Origin of the sequence: Halopseudomonas phragmitis, from assembly GCF_002056295.1 — a bacterium.
In the GTDB taxonomy this organism is placed as follows: domain Bacteria; phylum Pseudomonadota; class Gammaproteobacteria; order Pseudomonadales; family Pseudomonadaceae; genus Halopseudomonas; species Halopseudomonas phragmitis.
The window spans coordinates 2,091,174-2,108,748 of sequence record NZ_CP020100.1; the positions used below are offsets into that span (position 1 = coordinate 2,091,174).

At 58.1% G+C, this 17,575-nt stretch carries 17 protein-coding genes; all 17 read left to right on the forward strand.

What is annotated here, in order from left to right:
- The first annotated feature begins 64 nt into the window (after positions 1-64).
- The gene (locus BVH74_RS09610; protein WP_080049859.1) at positions 65-1,246 is read left to right on the forward strand and encodes a flagellin; all 1,182 of its coding nucleotides are present in this window, start codon (positions 65-67) and stop codon (positions 1,244-1,246) included.
- Positions 1,247-1,433: 187 nt separating this feature from the next.
- Positions 1,434-2,621 (forward strand): flagellin, encoded by a 1,188-nt coding sequence (locus tag BVH74_RS09615; protein WP_080049860.1) that lies wholly within the window; start codon positions 1,434-1,436, stop codon positions 2,619-2,621.
- Between the two features lie 210 nt (positions 2,622-2,831).
- Positions 2,832-3,998 carry a flagellin gene (locus BVH74_RS09620; RefSeq protein ID WP_080049861.1) on the forward strand — a complete coding sequence of 389 codons (1,167 nt, stop codon included), beginning with the start codon at positions 2,832-2,834 and terminating at the stop codon, positions 3,996-3,998.
- A 74-nt stretch (positions 3,999-4,072) separates the two neighbouring features.
- Complete coding sequence (locus BVH74_RS09625) at positions 4,073-4,462, forward strand: flagellar protein FlaG (protein WP_080049862.1); 390 nt, start codon at positions 4,073-4,075, stop codon at positions 4,460-4,462.
- An 83-nt stretch (positions 4,463-4,545) separates the two neighbouring features.
- A complete protein-coding gene (gene fliD / locus BVH74_RS09630; RefSeq protein WP_080049863.1) occupies positions 4,546-6,009 on the forward strand; it encodes a flagellar filament capping protein FliD in 1,464 nt (487 codons plus the stop codon).
- The gene (fliS, locus tag BVH74_RS09635) at positions 6,006-6,374 is read left to right on the forward strand and encodes a flagellar export chaperone FliS (RefSeq protein ID WP_080049864.1); all 369 of its coding nucleotides are present in this window, start codon (positions 6,006-6,008) and stop codon (positions 6,372-6,374) included. The genes fliD and fliS (BVH74_RS09635) overlap by 4 nt, the downstream gene beginning before the upstream one ends.
- 222 nt (positions 6,375-6,596) lie before the next feature.
- Complete coding sequence (gene fliS, locus BVH74_RS09640; RefSeq protein WP_080049865.1) at positions 6,597-6,983, forward strand: flagellar export chaperone FliS; 387 nt, start codon at positions 6,597-6,599, stop codon at positions 6,981-6,983.
- 10 nt (positions 6,984-6,993) lie between these two features.
- Positions 6,994-7,290 (forward strand): flagellar protein FliT, encoded by a 297-nt coding sequence (locus BVH74_RS09645; protein ID WP_165443742.1) that lies wholly within the window; start codon positions 6,994-6,996, stop codon positions 7,288-7,290.
- 227 nt (positions 7,291-7,517) lie between these two features.
- Positions 7,518-8,987, forward strand: coding sequence for a sigma-54 dependent transcriptional regulator (locus BVH74_RS09650; protein ID WP_080049867.1), 1,470 nt, complete (start codon positions 7,518-7,520; stop codon positions 8,985-8,987).
- Positions 8,988-9,101: 114 nt separating this feature from the next.
- On the forward strand, positions 9,102-10,304 hold the full coding sequence (locus tag BVH74_RS09655) for a sensor histidine kinase (protein WP_080049868.1): 1,203 nt from the start codon (positions 9,102-9,104) through the stop codon (positions 10,302-10,304).
- Between the two features lie 14 nt (positions 10,305-10,318).
- Complete coding sequence (locus BVH74_RS09660) at positions 10,319-11,713, forward strand: sigma-54-dependent transcriptional regulator (RefSeq protein WP_231705605.1); 1,395 nt, start codon at positions 10,319-10,321, stop codon at positions 11,711-11,713.
- Positions 11,714-11,854: 141 nt separating this feature from the next.
- Positions 11,855-12,187, forward strand: a complete 333-nt coding sequence (gene fliE, locus BVH74_RS09665) for a flagellar hook-basal body complex protein FliE (protein WP_080049870.1) — start codon at positions 11,855-11,857, stop codon at positions 12,185-12,187.
- 38 nt (positions 12,188-12,225) lie between these two features.
- Positions 12,226-13,947, forward strand: coding sequence for a flagellar basal-body MS-ring/collar protein FliF (fliF, locus tag BVH74_RS09670; RefSeq protein WP_080049871.1), 1,722 nt, complete (start codon positions 12,226-12,228; stop codon positions 13,945-13,947).
- Positions 13,940-14,959: a flagellar motor switch protein FliG gene (gene fliG, locus BVH74_RS09675; protein ID WP_080049872.1), complete on the forward strand. Its 1,020-nt coding sequence runs from the start codon at positions 13,940-13,942 to the stop codon at positions 14,957-14,959. Before fliF ends, fliG begins: the two co-directional genes overlap by 8 nt.
- Positions 14,960-15,757 (forward strand): flagellar assembly protein FliH, encoded by a 798-nt coding sequence (gene fliH / locus BVH74_RS09680; RefSeq protein ID WP_080049873.1) that lies wholly within the window; start codon positions 14,960-14,962, stop codon positions 15,755-15,757.
- Positions 15,744-17,096: a flagellar protein export ATPase FliI gene (fliI, locus tag BVH74_RS09685; protein WP_080049874.1), complete on the forward strand. Its 1,353-nt coding sequence runs from the start codon at positions 15,744-15,746 to the stop codon at positions 17,094-17,096. The genes fliH and fliI overlap by 14 nt, the downstream gene beginning before the upstream one ends.
- Positions 17,089-17,532, forward strand: a complete 444-nt coding sequence (gene fliJ / locus BVH74_RS09690) for a flagellar export protein FliJ (RefSeq protein ID WP_080049875.1) — start codon at positions 17,089-17,091, stop codon at positions 17,530-17,532. Before fliI ends, fliJ begins: the two co-directional genes overlap by 8 nt.
- The last annotated feature ends 43 nt before the right edge of the window (positions 17,533-17,575 follow it).

The following is a 17,575-nucleotide window of genomic DNA, read 5'->3' on the forward strand; positions in this document are numbered from 1 at the left end:
AATGCAGATTGCATGGCTGCCTGGTGATCGCGGTACGGGCAACAGGCAACAATGGAGGCAAGACATGTCCCTGACGGTGAACACCAATGTGGCGTCGCTGAATACCCAGCGTAACCTCAATACTTCATCCAATGCGCTGCAGACTTCTTTGCAGCGTCTGTCCACCGGCTCGCGCATCAACTCCGCCAAGGATGATGCTGCTGGCCTGCAGATTGCCAACCGCCTGACCAGTCAGGTCAATGGCCTGAACGTGGCGGTACGCAACGCCAATGACGGTATCTCGCTGGCACAGACCGCCGAAGGTGCTCTGCAGCAGTCGACCAATATCCTGCAGCGTATGCGCGATCTGGCCTTGCAGGCGGCCAACGGCTCCAACAGCGTCTCTGAGCGTGAGGCGCTGAACGCCGAAGTCAGTCAGCTGAAAAAGGAAATTGACCGGATCAGTAACACCACTACCTTTGGTGGACGCAAATTGCTGGATGGCAATTTTGGTATTTCCAGCTTCCAGGTTGGCTCGGCGGCCAATGAGATCATTAGTGTTGGCATTGGCGAAATGAGTGCTCAGTCGTTGCAAACCAACTTCTACTCGGAAGCTTTTGGTGATGCGGCTGGTACGGTAACTGTCGATACCCAGGTTACTCTTGATCTGGTGTTTACTGACACCAGCAAGAACACAACCATCACGGTTGAACTGAAAGCTGGCGATACTGGTGATCTTCTTACCGCCAAACTGGCAGCGGCAATCAATGACGCCAATATCGGTGTGGGTGTGCACCTTGATGCTGATGGTGACTATCAGGTGATTTCGCGCACTGATGCCAATGATCCAACGGTCAGCGATTTGCAGACCATCACTTTTGGTGACTCCACTCCAGCTTCAGGTGCGACATTCACTACTGTTGACCTGTCGGCTGCTACACCGGTGGCAGACAACACTATTGCTGATCTGGATATTCGCGATGTGGCGGGAGCTCAGGCGGCAATTCTGGTGATTGATGAATCCATCCGCCTGATCGATGCCCAGCGCGCCGAACTGGGTGCGGTGCAGAACCGTTTCGAAAACACCATTGCCAACCTGCAGAATATTGCTGAGAACGTCTCGGCAGCGCGCGGGCGGATTCAGGATACCGACTTTGCTGCGGAGACAGCGACGCTGACCAAGAACCAGATTCTGCAGCAGGCCGGAACCTCGATCCTGGCTCAGGCCAATCAGTTACCCCAGGCCGTACTCAGTCTGTTGCAGTAAGTTGTATTTGTGGTGGGGCAAAGCCGGGCCTGCGCCCGGCTTTTTGCTGCCCGAAGAATTGCCGGTGCTGGCCTAAAGCTTTGTCAGTGGCTGCCGATACAGGGATTGAACGCAGATTTCATGGTTGCCCGACCTCGGTCGAACCATGGAGTGGATACTGGGCAATCGCCACTATCGGAGGCACTATATGTCCCTGACCGTCAATACCAACGTAGCATCGCTGAATACCCAGCGTAACCTCAACAGCTCCGCCAGCTCGCTGCAGACTTCCTTGCAGCGTCTGTCCACCGGTTCGCGCATCAATAGTGCCAAAGATGATGCTGCCGGCCTGCAGATCGCCAACCGTCTGACCAGCCAGGTCAATGGTCTGAATGTGGCAGTGCGTAACGCCAATGATGGTATCTCGCTGGCCCAGACCGCCGAAGGTGCATTGCAACAGTCGACCAATATTTTGCAGCGTATGCGTGATCTGGCCCTGCAGTCGGCCAACGGCTCCAATAGCACTTCCGAGCGCGAAGCGCTGAATGCTGAAGTGACTCAGCTGAAGAAGGAAATCGACCGGATCAGCAACACCACCACTTTTGGTGGTCGCAAGCTGCTGGATGGCAACTTTGGCGTGACCAGCTTCCAGGTCGGCTCGGCGGCCAACGAAATCATCAGTGTCGGTATTGGCGAAATGAGTTCGACTTCGTTGAATGGTACTTTCTATACCGAGGCTTTTGGGACTGCGGCAATCGGTACGCCAGCAGATTATGTTGGGGGGACGGCTACCATTGAGGTGACGCTGGATGGGGTCGCTGATCCGGTGGAGTTGAGTGTTGAGTTGAGTGCTTCCGATGATGCTGAGACTATCACGGCCAAATTGGCAGCTGCTGTTAACGACGCCAATCTGGGAGTGAGTGTACAGAAGGACGAAAATGATGCCTGGCAAGTAATTACCAACTCGAATGCAGATGGTGACGGCCCGGCCGTTACGGGTATCGAGTTTACCTCGCTGCCAGCTGAAGTCACTCTGGCCGATATTACGCTTGATGCCACGAATGCGGCAGCGGCTGCCGACAGCACTGTCAGTGCCATCGACATCACTTCTGCCTATGGAGCCCAGGCTGCCGTGTTGGTGATTGATGAGGCGATTCGTATGATCGACTCTCAGCGTGCCGACCTCGGTGCGGTGCAGAACCGCTTCGAGAACACCATTGCCAACCTGCAGAATATTGCCGAGAACGTGTCGGCAGCCCGTGGTCGTATCCAGGATACCGACTTTGCCGCCGAGACTGCGAATCTGACCAAGAACCAGATTCTGCAGCAGGCCGGTACTTCGATCCTGGCTCAGGCCAATCAGTTGCCGCAGGCTGTGTTGAGCTTACTTGGCTGAGTAGCTTGGTTAAGCATTTTGATGTTGAGAAGCCGGGCGTATGCCCGGCTTCTTGCGTATCGGTGAGTAAAAAGTCGTTATCGGGCTAAAGCTTAAGCCAGCCTGGTCGATAACCTGTCTGAATGCGGATTCTATCGGTGCCTGGGAAGTGGTGGGTGCCTGAGACGCAACCCAGGCAGTAGCCTTAAATAGCTTCAGTGGAGGCGACCCATGTCCTTGACAGTAAATACTAACGTAGCATCGCTCAATACCCAGCGTAACCTCAACAGCTCGGCCAGTTCACTGCAGACTTCCTTGCAACGTCTGTCCACTGGCTCGCGCATCAACTCCGCCAAGGATGATGCTGCCGGCCTGCAGATTGCCAACCGTCTGACCAGTCAGGTTAACGGCCTGAACGTGGCGGTACGTAATGCCAACGACGGCATCTCGCTGGCGCAAACCGCCGAAGGCGCTCTGCAGCAAACCACCAATATTCTGCAGCGCATGCGTGACCTGTCGCTGCAATCGGCCAACGGTTCCAACAGCGACTCAGAGCGTGAGGCGCTGAATGCCGAAGTCACTCAGCTGAAGAAAGAAATCGACCGGATCAGCAACACTACCACTTTCGGTGGCCGCAAGCTGCTGGACGGTAATTTTGGCATCTCCAGCTTCCAGGTTGGCTCGGCGGCCAACGAAATTATCAGTGTCGGTATTGGCGAGATGAGTTCCAGCTCGCTCGAAGGTGACTTCTTCAGAACTGCACTGGGAGCCGCTGGTCCGGCAACTGCTGACGGAACCCTGGAGTTTACGCTGGTATTTGAGGATATCGATGATGTGGAAATCACTGTCGATGTCAAGGACGGTGATACCGGAGCTGTAGTCGCTGACAAGATCGCTGCCGCAATCAACGATCTGAATCTCGGGGTGGGTGTGCTCAAGGATGAAAACGGAGCTTACCAGATCATCTCGGGTGTGGCTGAAGATGGCACCAGCAACGCACTGACAAGCATTACCATGGACGATGCTGATGGTTCTGGCGTGACCTTCACTGCTGTGACCGCTTCGACTACCGCAGTGGCTGCTAACAGTGTCAAGGACATCGACATCACCAGCGCCGCAGGTGCTCAGTCGGCCATTCTGGTCATCGACGAAGCGATCAAGCAGATCGATTCCCAGCGTGCCGACCTCGGTGCGGTGCAGAACCGCTTCGAGAATACCATTGCCAACCTGCAGAATATTGCTGAGAACGTCTCGGCAGCGCGCGGGCGGATTCAGGATACCGACTTTGCCGCTGAGACTGCGAATCTGACCAAGAATCAGATTCTGCAACAGGCCGGCACTTCTATTCTGGCTCAGGCCAATCAGTTGCCGCAGGCGGTACTGAGCCTGTTGCAGTAAGATTGACGGGATGTGAAATGACGGGGGAAAGGTGTTAGCCTTTCTCCCGCATTGTCCTTAATGAGGATACCGCCATGGACATGGGAATGCTTGGAACACCGGGGGCTGAGCGGCCTGCAGGTGCTGCTGTCAGCGCGGCTGCCGGTAAGGTCATTAGTCTGGTAGCGGGCAAGGCGCCAGAGGCTCCAGATAATCAGAACAAGACTGCACTTCCCGCAGTAGTTGATGTCCAACCGGCTGATCGCCAGAGTCTGGAAAAAGCCGTGTCGGACATGCAGGACTTTGTCCAGAGCGTGCGGCGGGATATCAATTTCCAGTTGGATGATGGCACAGGTCAAGTCGTAGTCCGGGTCACCGAGGCGGCTACTGGTGATGTGATCCGTCAAATTCCTTCCGAGGAGGCTCTGCGTCTGGCAGAGAACCTATCGGAGATTCGTAGCTTGTTGTTTGAAGCGGAGGCTTGAGCTGGCCCGTTTCTTGCCTGAAAGCTCTGGGTGAACCCATCAGGCATTGATGCCGTCAAGAAAACGGCAACGAGGTGAGTAGCATGAATATTACCGGTATTGGTTCGGGGCTGGATATCAACTCCATGGTCAAAGCGATCATGGACGCTGAACGTGCCCCCAAGGCCGCGTCGCTCTCTCGTCTGGAAAGCAAGACCACCGCACAGTTCTCTGCACTGGGGCAGTTCCGCAGTGCTATTTCCGATTTTCAGACTGCGCTGAAGAATCTCAATGATTCGGCGTTGTTCCAGAAGCGCACCGCGACCTCGTCCAACACGGACTATTTTACCGCCACGGCCACTTCCAGCGCAGCAGCGGGCAACTACAGTGTTCAGGTATTCAACCTGGCCCAGAGCAGCAAGGTGGCTCTGGCTGGGTTCGATTCGGCCACTACCCAGGTTGGTACGGGCGAGCTGAACATCACAGTTGGTGACGAGGTCATCAATGTTCAGATCGGTGAGGATAAGCAGTCGCTTAGCGCGATCCGTGATGCGATCAATGCCGCTGGTGCCGACAAAGGGTTGAGCGCGGCTATCGTCAATGATCCGTCAGGGGTTGGCGGGGCGCGCATTGTGTTGACTTCTACCAATAGCGGCTCAGGCAAAGATATCCAGGTCGAAGTGGCCAATGCCACCGGTGATCTGGGTCGGTTGGCCTTTACCCCGCCTGATCCAACTGCGACCAACTATCAGCCTCCTGCGGCGGATCCGGATGATCCGCGAGCCGCGAGGGTGATCAGCTTTGCTCGTGATGCCAGCTTTGCTGTGGATGGCCTGCTGATGAGCAGTGCCAGCAACACCATTGATGATGTGATTGAAGGTGTGAGCCTGACCCTCAAAAAACCCCAGTCGGCCGAGGATATTGCTAATGCCAATACCTTCAACTTGGCCGTGGCTGAAGACCGCGCCGGGGTCAAGGCCAACCTGCAGAAGTTTGTCGATGCCTACAACAAGCTGATCGATACCACCAACTCGCTGACCAGGGTAACCCAGGTTGGCGGTGATTCTGGTACGCCACTGGCCGGACCGTTGGTTGGTGACGCTACCGTACGTTCATTCCTCAGTGCCATGCGCACCGAGCTTGGCAATGCTCAAGGCTCTGGTGATATTCGTATTCTGGCCGATCTTGGGATTACCACCAAGCAGGACGGCAAGCTGGAAATTGATAGCGATAAGCTGGATCAGGCGCTGGAGCGTAACTTCGATCAGGTTCAGGGTTTCCTGACGGGTGAGAAAGGTTTGATGGGGCGCCTGGAAGCACGCGCTGAGCCATATATACAGACCGGTGGAATTCTCGAGCAGCGTACCAAGTCGCTGCAGACCACTCTCAAGAATATCGATAAGCAGCGTGAAGACCTGGATCGCAGGATGTCTGCCATGGAAACGCGTCTTTTTGCGCAGTTCAACGCCATGGATATGCTGGTAGGGCAGCTCAGTCAGACCAGCCAATATCTCGAAAACCAGTTGTCCAATCTGCCGGGCGTGGTCAGACAGGATAGGAAACGATGAGCAATCCGATCGACACCTACAAGCAGGTCAAGGTTTCCCAGGAAGTCTCTCAGTATCGCGCGGTCCAGCTGTTGCTGGCTGGCGCTATTGAGCGGATACGTTTGGCCCGGCATGCTCTGGAAACCGGTAATGTTGAGCGGCGTGGTGTGGCTATCGGCAACACTATCAGCATCATTGGTGCCTTGCAGGCAGCCTTGGATAAGGAACTGGGCGGTGAGATCGCCGAGAATCTGGACGCACTCTACGACTACATGACTCGCAAGCTGGCAGGTGTGGCTCTGGATGACACGCAGCGTACCCTGGATGAGGTTGAATTGTTGCTGGCCCAGATCAAGGACGGCTGGGACGCCATCGAGCCTGCTTGAGCATATTTCGTGATTGCGAGTCGCATGAGGCGGCCATCCGCCGATGTGGCAATCCACCGGTACCCGCCCCGGCAGTTGGATCGCCACAGGCCTACGGCCTTCGCGATGACGTGGTTGAAGGCGTGCAGGATTTCGCCGCCGGCGTTTTTGACATTTTCCCTAAAGTTTTCTCCCGGCCGCCGATACAGGAAGTATGTGCAACACTCACTCAGGATGTGCTCGATGAATGCCTACGCCGCCATGAAGCAATACCAAACTGTCAACGTCAACGCCCAGATCAGTGAAGCTGATCCGCATCGGTTGATTCAGATGCTGATGGAGGGTGGGTTGCGCCGGATTGCTGAAGCCAAGGGTGCAATGGAGTATGGCAATCTGGCTCTCAAGGGGGAGTTGGTAGGCAAGGCTGTGGCGATTATCGGTGGCCTGCGCGACGGTTTGAACCGGGAGCAGGGTGGCGAGATTGCCGAAAACCTGGATAACCTGTATGCATTCATGCAACAGCGTCTGAGTGCTGCCAATCTGCAGAATGATCCGGCAATCCTCGACGAAGTGGCCGGGTTGTTGCGAGAAGTCAAAATCGGTTGGGATGGCATTCGTCACGCCGCCTAAGGAGATAGTCATGGCTCAAGCCGTCAAGCAGTTGCAGCAGACCCATGAAGCGCTGATCGCCGCGGTGCGTGCCGGTGACTGGGAGCAGGTGGGTGAACTGGACAAGCTGTGCCGCCAGCAGGTTGCCCAGGCCATGGAGCAGCCCGAGCGTGATGACCAGGTGGTGGTGGAAACTCTGGACGGATTGTTGGCCACCTATCGGGAGGTGATCGGTCTGTGCCAGGCGGTCCAAGGCAAGCTGGCCGAGGAGCTGCAAGGCATGCAGCGCGGCAAGGCTGGTGCCAAGGTTTATCAGATGTTCTCCTGAGCGCTGGATTTTTGCGCTCGATTGCTATAATTGTCCCGTTAGTTGCTCGCCCTGACCGTTTGTCCTGTGTGGCTAACGGATAAGGGCGTTTTGCGATACCTTATCCGCGCCAAGTATTTGACTCTGGTGTCGAATCTGACTACCTTTGGGCCATTCAAAAAAAGCTGGCGCACCGCTATCAAAAATCACTGGTGCCGCTCGTGCGTTAACAGGACGTCTGCCACGCTATGCTGCTCAATAGCCATATTTTGCTTATCGATGATTGCCCGCAGAATCGTCACGATTTGAGTGTGATTCTGGGGTTCCTGGGGGAGGAGGCGGTCATTTCCACGTCTTCGGACTGGCAGCGCGACGTCAATGACGAGTTCGAGTCGCCCGGTTCGGTCAAGTGCGTGATTCTCGGCCGCTGTGACCATGACCATGGTGTTCAGGGCCTGCTTGGGCAATTGGACAAGTGGGATGAAAACCTGCCTGTGGTAATGCTGGACCCGGCCCAGGCCAGCCATTGGCCTGAGCACCTGCGTCAGCGTCTGCTGGCGGTGCTGGAGCCGCCACTGAGCTACAGCCAGTTCCTCGACACTCTGCACCGGGCCCAGGTTTATCGCGAAGTCTTCGATGAGCGCAGCAGCCGGCCGCGTCAGCGCGAGCCTAACCTGTTTCGTAGTCTGGTCGGCACCAGCCGGCCGATTCAGGCAGTGCGGCAGATGATGCAGCAGGTTGCCGACACCGAAGCCACCGTATTGATTCTGGGTGAGTCAGGCACCGGCAAGGAAGTAGTGGCGCGTAATCTGCATTACCACTCACGGCGTAAGGATGCTCCTTTCGTACCGGTGAACTGTGGTGCGATTCCGGCCGAGTTGCTTGAAAGCGAGCTGTTTGGTCATGAGAAGGGCGCCTTTACCGGAGCAATTACCAGTCGTGCCGGGCGCTTTGAGCTGGCCGAGGGGGGCACCCTGTTCCTCGATGAAATCGGTGACATGCCGCTGCCGATGCAGGTCAAGCTGCTGCGGGTGCTGCAGGAACGGACTTTTGAGCGGGTTGGCAGCAACAAGGTACAAACCGCCGATGTGCGAATCATTGCCGCGACCCATAAGAACCTCGAGAAAATGATTGAGCAGGGCAGCTTCCGTGAAGATCTCTATTACCGCCTGAATGTCTTCCCGATCGAAATGCCGGCCATGCGTGAGCGGATTGAGGATCTGCCTCTGCTGCTCAATGAATTGATTACCCGGATGGAAACCGAGAAGCGGGGCTCGATCCGTTTCAGCACCTCGGCGATCATGTCGCTGTGCCGGCACGACTGGCCGGGCAACGTACGTGAGCTGGCTAATCTGGTCGAGCGTATGGCGATCATGCATCCGCATGGGGTCATTGGCGTCGGTGAGTTGCCACGAAAGTTCCGTTATGTCGAAGATGATCACGAGGACCTGCGTCAACTGCGTGACGATGAAGATGAACGCAGTGAAGCCTTCAATGGTCTGGTTGGACTGGACAGTCCAGCTTTCCTGCCACCTGAAGGGTTGGATCTGAAAGAGTATCTGGGTGGTCTGGAGCAAACCTTGATCCAGCAAGCGCTGGATGAGTCTTCAGGGGTCGTGGCACGGGCTGCCGAGCGTTTGCGAATCCGGCGTACCACGCTGGTCGAGAAGATGCGCAAGTACGGCATAAATCGCGGAATCGATGCGTCAGAAGACTGACGTTTAAGTTGCTTGTTTTTTCGTAACTTGTTGTTTTTTCTTGTTTATTAGTTGGTGGCATAGGGCTTGCTTAAGCCCTCCCTGACCGGAGTTTCAACGATCAGGGGATGCCCCATGGCTGTATCCGCACACTCGCTGCCTGATAACAGGCAGTCACCAACCGAGGCCGTTCAGGCCGAGCGTATCGAGCAGAGCCGCGCGCTGCTTGAGCAGGTCTCTGCACAACTGATCGAATCCCATGCTTTGCTTGAGGCCCAGGTTGATACGCTCAAGCGTCAACTAGCCGATATGCATGCCCAGCGGACCCAAGAGCTGGCGGAAAAAGCCTGTGTTACGGCACGTCTGCAAAATCTCCTGGATCTGTTGCCGGGTGGCGTGGTGGTACTCGATGGTCGGGGCGTGGTGCGCGAGGCTAATCCGGTGGCGCGTGAACTGCTGGGTGAACCATTGGAAGGTCAGCTCTGGCGTGACCTGATTCAAGAGCGCTTTGCCCCGCGCGAAGATGATTACCATGAAGTTTCGCTGCGCAGTGGTCGGCGGGTCTCGCTTGCTACCCGGTCTTTGCGTGGCGAGCCGGGCCAACTGATTCTGATCAACGATCTTACCGAAACCCGGGAGTTGCAGGCTCGTCTGGCCCGCCATGAGCGCTTGTCGGCGCTGGGGCGCATGGTTGCCTCCCTGGCGCATCAGATTCGTACACCGCTGTCGACGGCGCTGCTGTATGCCAGTCACCTGGGTGATGACGCTCTGAGTCTTGAACAACGCCAACGTTTCAGTCTGCGCCTGAAGGATCGGCTGCAGGCCATGGAGCAGCAGGTGCGCGATATGTTGCTGTTCGCCCGAGGCGACTTGCCGTTGGAGGATCGTTTGACGCCGCCGGCATTGTTCGAGCGCTTGCGTCTGCAGGCCGAGCCGGTGCTGGAGCAGGCCGGGATCAAGTGCCGCTGGGTTGACCTGTGCCCACCGCAGGGGTGGCTGCGTTGCAATGCCGAAACCTTGGTCAGTGCCTTGCTCAACCTTGTGGAAAATGCCTGCCAGGCCGGTTCGATGAGCTCAGGGCTCAAGGTGGTGGCGCGGCGGCTGGAAGGGCAGTTGAGTCTGTGTGTAGTGGATAACGGTCCAGGTATGAGTGCCGAATTGTTGGCGCGCCTGGCTGAGCCGTTCCATACCACCAAGCCCCAGGGAACCGGTCTGGGACTGGCGGTGGTCAAGTCGGTGGTGCGGGCGCACGGTGGAGCGTTTCATTTGCGCAGCAAGGTCGGTCGGGGTACCTGCGCCGAAGTCCTATTGCCGATTCAGCTTGGTGGGGAGGAGTAATCATGACTCAGAAGATGCTGCCAGTTCTACTGGTGGAAGATGATCAGGCGCTGCGCGAAGCGTTGGTCGATACCCTGGCCTTGGCAGGCTATGCCTATCGCGAGGCTGAAAGCGCTGAGGCCGCCCTGGCTCTTCTGGCGCGTGAACCGGTGGCCATGGTGGTCAGTGACGTGAACATGCCGGGCATGGATGGTCACGCGCTGTTGCGTACGCTGCGCAACCGCTATCCGCAAGTGCCGACGCTGCTGATGACGGCCTACGGCACCGTACACCAGGCTGTGGGCGCCATGCGTGATGGTGCGGTGGATTATCTGGTTAAACCCTTCGAACCGGAGGCTCTGACTTCATTGGTGCGCCAGTACGCTCAGGGTCAGTTGCAATCCAGTGCTGACCAGGGGCCGGTGGCGGTCGAACCGGCCAGTCAGCAATTGCTGGCGCTGGCGCAACGGGTTGCCGTCAGTGATTCGACAGTACTGATCTCGGGTGAGTCGGGCACAGGCAAGGAGGTGCTTGCGCGCTACATTCATCAGCAATCGCCACGGGCCGACAAGCCCTTCATCGCGATCAATTGCGCGGCGATACCCGAGAATATGCTCGAGGCTACCCTGTTCGGCCATGAGAAGGGGGCCTTTACCGGTGCGGTTGCCTCGCAGCCCGGCAAGTTCGAGCAAGCCAATGGTGGCACCCTGTTGCTCGATGAAATCTCCGAAATGCCTTTGGGTCTTCAGGCCAAGCTGTTGCGGGTATTGCAGGAGCGTGAAGTGGAGCGGGTGGGGGGGCGCAAGTTGATTGACCTGGATATCCGGGTCATTGCTACCACCAACCGGGACATGGCTGCTGAGGTTGCGGCTGGGCGTTTCCGTGAAGATCTGTATTACCGACTCGGAGTCTTTCCGCTGCAGTGGCAGCCGTTGCGTGCTCGTCCCGGCGATATTTTGCCAATTGCCGAACGTTTGCTGGCCCGTCACGCAGCCAAGATGAAACAGACTGGTGTGCGCTTTGCCGAGGATGCTTGTCAGGCCTTGCGCAGCCACCCCTGGCCAGGCAATGTGCGTGAACTGGATAATGCTGTACAACGCGCCCTGATTCTACAGCAGGGTGGGCTCATCGCCGCTGCGGATCTCTGTCTGGCTGGCCCGCCGGGACTGGCGGCGGCTCCGCTGGTACAGTTCTCGACGGCCGAAGCGCCGGCGATTCCTGCGGTTCCTGTCGCTGCCGGGCCTGAACGCCTGGAAACTGGCGTTCGTCAGCGCGAGTACCAACTGATCATTGACGTGCTGCGCGCTGAGCGTGGACGACGCAAGGAAGCCGCCGAGCGCCTGGGTATCAGTCCTCGTACCCTGCGCTACAAGCTGGCGCAGATGCGTGATGCCGGGTTTGATGTTGAGCGGGATCTGGTGGCGTACTGAGTCCGGGTAATCCCCTGGGAGTGTCGCGCCCAGTTCAGAACACCACGCTCTATGCTGTTGCTTGGTAACCTGGCACCAATCTTGCTGAACTAACCTCAAAGCGATACACGCCGTCAAAAAAATCACGGCTTGGAGGTTACGATGACCCAGGGTGTAGAATTCAACCGACTGATGCTGCAGATGCGTTCCATGCAAATGGAAGCCATGGGCAAACCGCAGGCACCGGCCCAGGTACAGCAAAACGTCAATGCACCGGCATTCGATGACGTGCTCAAGCAGGCGGTGGACAAGGTCAACGAGTTGCAACAGACCACCAGTGAGCTGCAAAGCGGCTTCGAGCGCGGCGTGCCGGGAATCGACCTGACCGATGTGATGATCGCCGCGCAGAAATCCAGTGTTGCCTTCCAGGCCATGACGCAGGTGCGCAATCGCCTGATCAATGCCTACGAAGACATCATGAAGATGCCCATCTGATCAGCCAACGCCGACCCTGATGTTCTGAGGATAGCTGCATGGAAACCGCCAGCACTGCCAATACCCCTGCCACCCGGGCCGGCGTCGAGTCCGCTGAGGCTCAGCGCAAGCCTTTGCTGGGCCTGGCTTTTCTCGACAACCTGGCGCAACTGCCGATGCTGCGTCAGTTCGCCCTGCTGGTGGGGCTGGCTGCCAGCGTGGCTATTGGTTTTGCCGTTGTACTATGGTCGCAGCAACCGGAATGGCGGCCGCTGTATGGCAGTCTGGAAGGCTATGACTCCGGGCAGGTGGTAGAAGTATTGCAGCAGGGCCGGATTCGTTATCGGGTAGAGCCCAACAGCGGCGCATTGCTGGTGCGCAGCGAAGACTTGGCCGATGCCCGTCTGCGGCTGGCCAGCGCCGGTGTCAGTGCCAGCGATCGCAATGTTGGGTTTGAAATTCTTGACCGTGAGCAGGGGCTGGGCACCAGTCAGTTCATGGAGACCACTCGTTATCGCCGGGGGCTGGAAGGCGAGTTGGCTCGTACCATCTCCAGTCTTTACAACGTCAAGGCCGCTCGCGTACACATCGCCATGCCGCGTACCACCGTATTTGTCCGCGATGACCGCAAACCGAGCGCCTCTGTGCTGCTGGAAATGTATGCCGGGCGCCGACTGGAGCCGGCTCAGGTGATGGCTATTGTCAATCTGGTGGCGACCAGCGTGCCGGAGCTGAGCAAGGATCTGGTCACCGTGGTTGATCAGAATGGAAATCTGCTGTCCGATCAGAACGAGTTGAGTGAGCTGACCATTGCCGGTCGCCAGTTTGACTACACCCGGCGCATGGAGGAAACCTATACCCGTCGGGTCCATAGTATCCTGCAACCAGTACTCGGCTCCGGACGCTATCAGGCTGAGGTATCGGCTGATGTCGACTTCAGCGCAGTCGAATCGACAGCCGAAATGTTCAGCCCGGACGCGGCGCTGCGCAGCGAGCAGGTGCTTAGCGAAGCGCGCAGCGGTGGTCAGGCCCCTATGGGTATCCCCGGAGCCTTGACCAACCAGCCGCCAGGTATGGCCCAAGCGCCGGAACAGGTAATCGATCCGGCAACAGGTCAGCCCGTCGTGCCGGCGCCGCCGCGCGATACCCGCGAACAGGCGACCCGCAACTTCGAACTGGACCGCCAGATCAGCTATACCCGCCAGCAGCAGGGCCGCCTGCGCCGGCTGTCGGTGGCCGTGGTGGTCGATGATCCGCTGTTGCCCAATGCTGAGGGTGAACTGGTCCGCACTCCGTTGACCGAAGCGGATATCGCGCGCCTGACTCGTCTGGTCCAGGACGCGGTGGGCTATGATGCCAGTCGTGGTGATAGCGTCAGCGTGATCAATACCGCGTTCGTGGCCGAGGGTGAGGTGCCTGAGATTCCCAGCATCCCGTTCTGGTCCGAACCCTGGTTCTGGGATATCGCCAAGCAGATTCTCGGTATACTTTTCGTTCTGGTGCTGGTATTCGGAGTCTTGCGTCCGGTACTTAAGAATCTGGCCGGAGCAGGCAAGTCGACTGAAACTGCGGGCTACCCGGCATCAATTGACGATATCGACTTGGGTGATGATCTGCGTGATGATCAGGTCAGTCTGTCCGGGCCGGCCAGTTCGGCCATGATGTTACCGCCGCCCAATGCCGGTTATGAGCAGCAGCTCAATGCTATCAAAGGCCTGGTGGCTGAAGACCCCGGCCGTGTCGCCCAGGTGGTGAAAGAGTGGATCAACGCCGATGACTGAAGAAGCGAGAAAACCCCAGAAGCTGTCGAAGCTGGACAAGGCCGCTATCTTTCTGCTGAGCCTGGGTGAGTCCGACGCCGCGGCGATCCTCAAGCACATGGGCCCCAAGGAAGTACAGCGGGTCGGCAGTGCCATGGCATCCATGCGTACAGTGCAGCGCGACCAGGTCCAGCAGGTGATGGGCGATTTCATCGAGACCGTCGGAGAGCAGACGGGCCTGGGGGTTGGCTCAGATAATTACATTCGCAAGATGCTGACCCAGGCACTGGGTGAAGACAAAGCCAATAGCCTGGTTGACCGGATTCTGTTGGGCGGCAACACCTCGGGTCTGGACAGCCTCAAGTGGATGGAACCGCGCGCGGTGGCCGATGTGATCCGCTACGAGCATCCGCAGATTCAGGCTATTGTGGTGGCCTATCTGGACCCGGATATGGCCGCTGAAGTCGTCAGCTACTTTGATCACAAGGTGCGACTCGACGTACTGTTGCGGGTGGCCGCCCTCAACACGGTTCAACCAAGCGCGCTGAAGGAACTCAACGAGATTCTTGAGAAACAGTTTGCCGGCAATTCCAATACCACGCGGGCAACCATGGGTGGGGTCAAGCGCACCGCCGATATCATGAACTTCCTGGAAAGCAGCACAGAGTCGCAATTGATCGAAGCAATCCGGGAACTGGATGAAGATCTGTCGGCGCGGATCGAAGACCTGATGTTTGTCTTCGACAATCTGGCTGATGTTGATGACCGGGGCATTCAGGCGCTGCTGCGTGAGGTTTCCTCGGAGGTGCTGATCGTTGCCCTCAAGGGCGCGGACGAGCCGGTCAAGGAAAAGATCTTCCGCAATATGTCCAAGCGTGCCTCTGAGCTGTTGCAGGACGATCTGGAGGCCAAAGGCCCGGTGCGGATCAGCGAAGTCGAGGCCGCGCAGAAGGAAATTCTGACCATCGCCCGGCGCATGGCCGATGCCGGCGAGATCGTGCTCGGCGGCAAGGGTGGCGAGGAGATGATCTAAATGGCCGGCGGCAATCCCGACTCGGAACTGATTCGCGGCGATCAACTGACAGGGCTCAGTCGCTGGGATCTGCCCAGCTTCGATGAGGCCGAGCACCATGTGCCGGTGGTACGTGAGGAGCCCGAAGACGAGCCAGAGGATATTCCGCAGTCTGAGCTTGAGGAGGCCGACGAGCTCGAAGCGCCCAAACCCTTTACCGTTGAAGAGCTGGAGCAGATTCGCGAGGAAGCCTACAACGAAGGGTTTTCCACCGGTGAGAAAGACGGCTTTCATGCCGGCCAACTCAAGGCCCAGCAGGAAGCCCGCAACCGCATGGATGCCCGGGTTGCCGAATTTGAACAGCTTTTGGGGCATTTGCTTGAACCGCTGCGCCAGCAGGACGAGCAAATCGAGGACATGCTCCTGCATCTGGTCGAGCATATGGTTCGCCAGGTTGTGCAGCGCGAGTTGAAAATCGACTCCAGCCAGGTGCTCACGGTACTGCGTGGGGCGCTCAAGGTGCTGCCGATGGGGGCCGAAAACATCCGTATCTACCTCAATCCTGTCGATTTCGAGGCGGTCAAGGCTTTGCGCGAGCGGCATGAGGAGCGTTGGCGGTTGCTCGAAGATGAGCAGCTGTTGCCCGGTGGTTGCCGGATCGAGACCGAACACAGTCAGGTCGATGCGACCTTGGAAACCCGGCTCGAGCAACTGATCATCCAGTTGTTCGAGCAACGCCGCGAGCAGCGTGCACATCCACCGGCAGCGGACCTGCCGGTCTCGGGCCCTGGGCCGGAGCCCTTTGATGAACAATCCTGAGCGCATCAGCTTTGCCCGACGTCTGGCAGGCTATCAGCAGGCACTGAAGTTGCCGTCCGAGCCGGTGGTCGAAGGGCGCCTGATCCGTATGGTTGGCCTGACCCTGGAAGCCGAGGGTTGCAAGGCCCCAGTGGGCAGTCGTTGCATGGTGATCAGCGACACGCCGCAGGGGCAGACCCGGATTGAGGCGGAGGTTATGGGTTTTGCTGGCAGCAAGATCTACCTGATGCCAGTCGACAGTATGCAGGGTCTGCAACCGGGCGCGCGGGTCGTACCCAGTGCCGGTGGCGGCAAGTTGCCGATGGGTAACGCCATGCTCGGGCGGGTCGTGGATGGCATTGGCCGACCGCTCGATGGCAAGGGCCAGTTCAAGGCCGATGACTGGGTCGACCTCAACGGCCCGGTGATCAACCCGCTCAAACGCCACCCGATTGAGGAGCCGCTGGATGTCGGTATCCGCTCGATCAACAGCCTGCTGACCGTAGGACGTGGTCAGCGCCTGGGTCTGTTCGCTGGCAGTGGCGTGGGCAAAAGTATGCTTCTGGGGATGATGACCCGCTTCACCGATGCTGACATCACTATTGTTGGTCTGGTGGGCGAGCGTGGTCGTGAGGTCAAGGAGTTCATTGAGCAGATCCTTGGCGAGAAGGGCATGGCTCGTTCGGTAGTGGTTGCCTCGCCGGCCGATGATGCGCCGCTGATGCGCTTGCGCGCAGCCATGTATTGCACCCGGATCGCCGAGTATTTTCGTGACCAGGGCAAAAATGTGCTGCTACTGATGGATTCGCTGACCCGTTTTGCCCAGGCACAGCGCGAGATCGCCCTGGCCATTGGCGAGCCACCAGCTACCAAGGGCTACCCCCCGTCGGTATTTGCCAAGTTGCCGCAGTTGGTCGAGCGGGCCGGTAACGCCGAACAGGGTGGCGGTTCCATTACCGCGTTCTATACCGTCCTGTCCGAAGGTGATGATCAGCAGGACCCGATTGCTGATGCCTCCAGGGCTATTCTCGATGGCCACGTGGTGTTGTCGCGGCGGCTGGCTGAAGAGGGCCATTACCCGGCGATTGATATCGAAGCCTCGATCAGTCGGGCCATGCCGCAGATTGTCAGTCCCGAACACCTGCAACAGGCCCAACGCTTCAAGCAGCTCTATGCCCGCTATCAGCAGAGTCGCGACCTTATCAGCGTCGGTGCTTATGCCGCTGGGTCTGATCCGTTGATCGACAAGGCGGTCGAGAAAATGCCGGTTATGCAATCGTTCCTGCGCCAGGGCCTGCACGTCAGCGTCAATCTGAACGACAGTCACAGCGCTCTGGAGCAGATCATCAGTCATGAGTGAGACCCGCATCCGTCGTCTGATCCCGGTGCTGGACATGGCGCTGGAGGACGAACGCAAGGCGGCGGCCATGCTCGGGCAGTGTCAGCGCCAGGTGGATGATGCCGAGGCGCGTCTGCGCGACCTGGAATACTACAGCGGTGAATATCAGAAAGGCTGGTCTCAGCGAGGGGCGCAGGGTGTGGGTCGGGACTGGCTGCTTAACTATCAGCGCTTCATGGGTCAGATGCAGAGCGCTATCGAACAGCAGGGCCAGACTGTGGCCTGGCATCGGCAAAGCCTCGACAAGGCCAGGGCGCAGTGGCAACAGCGCTACCAGCGGCTGGAAGCGCTACGCAAGCTGATCGAACGCTATCGTCAGGAGGCTAGGGCCCGAGCAGATCGACAGGAGCAGAAACTGCTGGACGAACTATCTCAGAGGGCGCGCGGTAACTATTGAATCTGGTCCCCGGCACCATGACAGCGGTGACATGCTGTGCTAC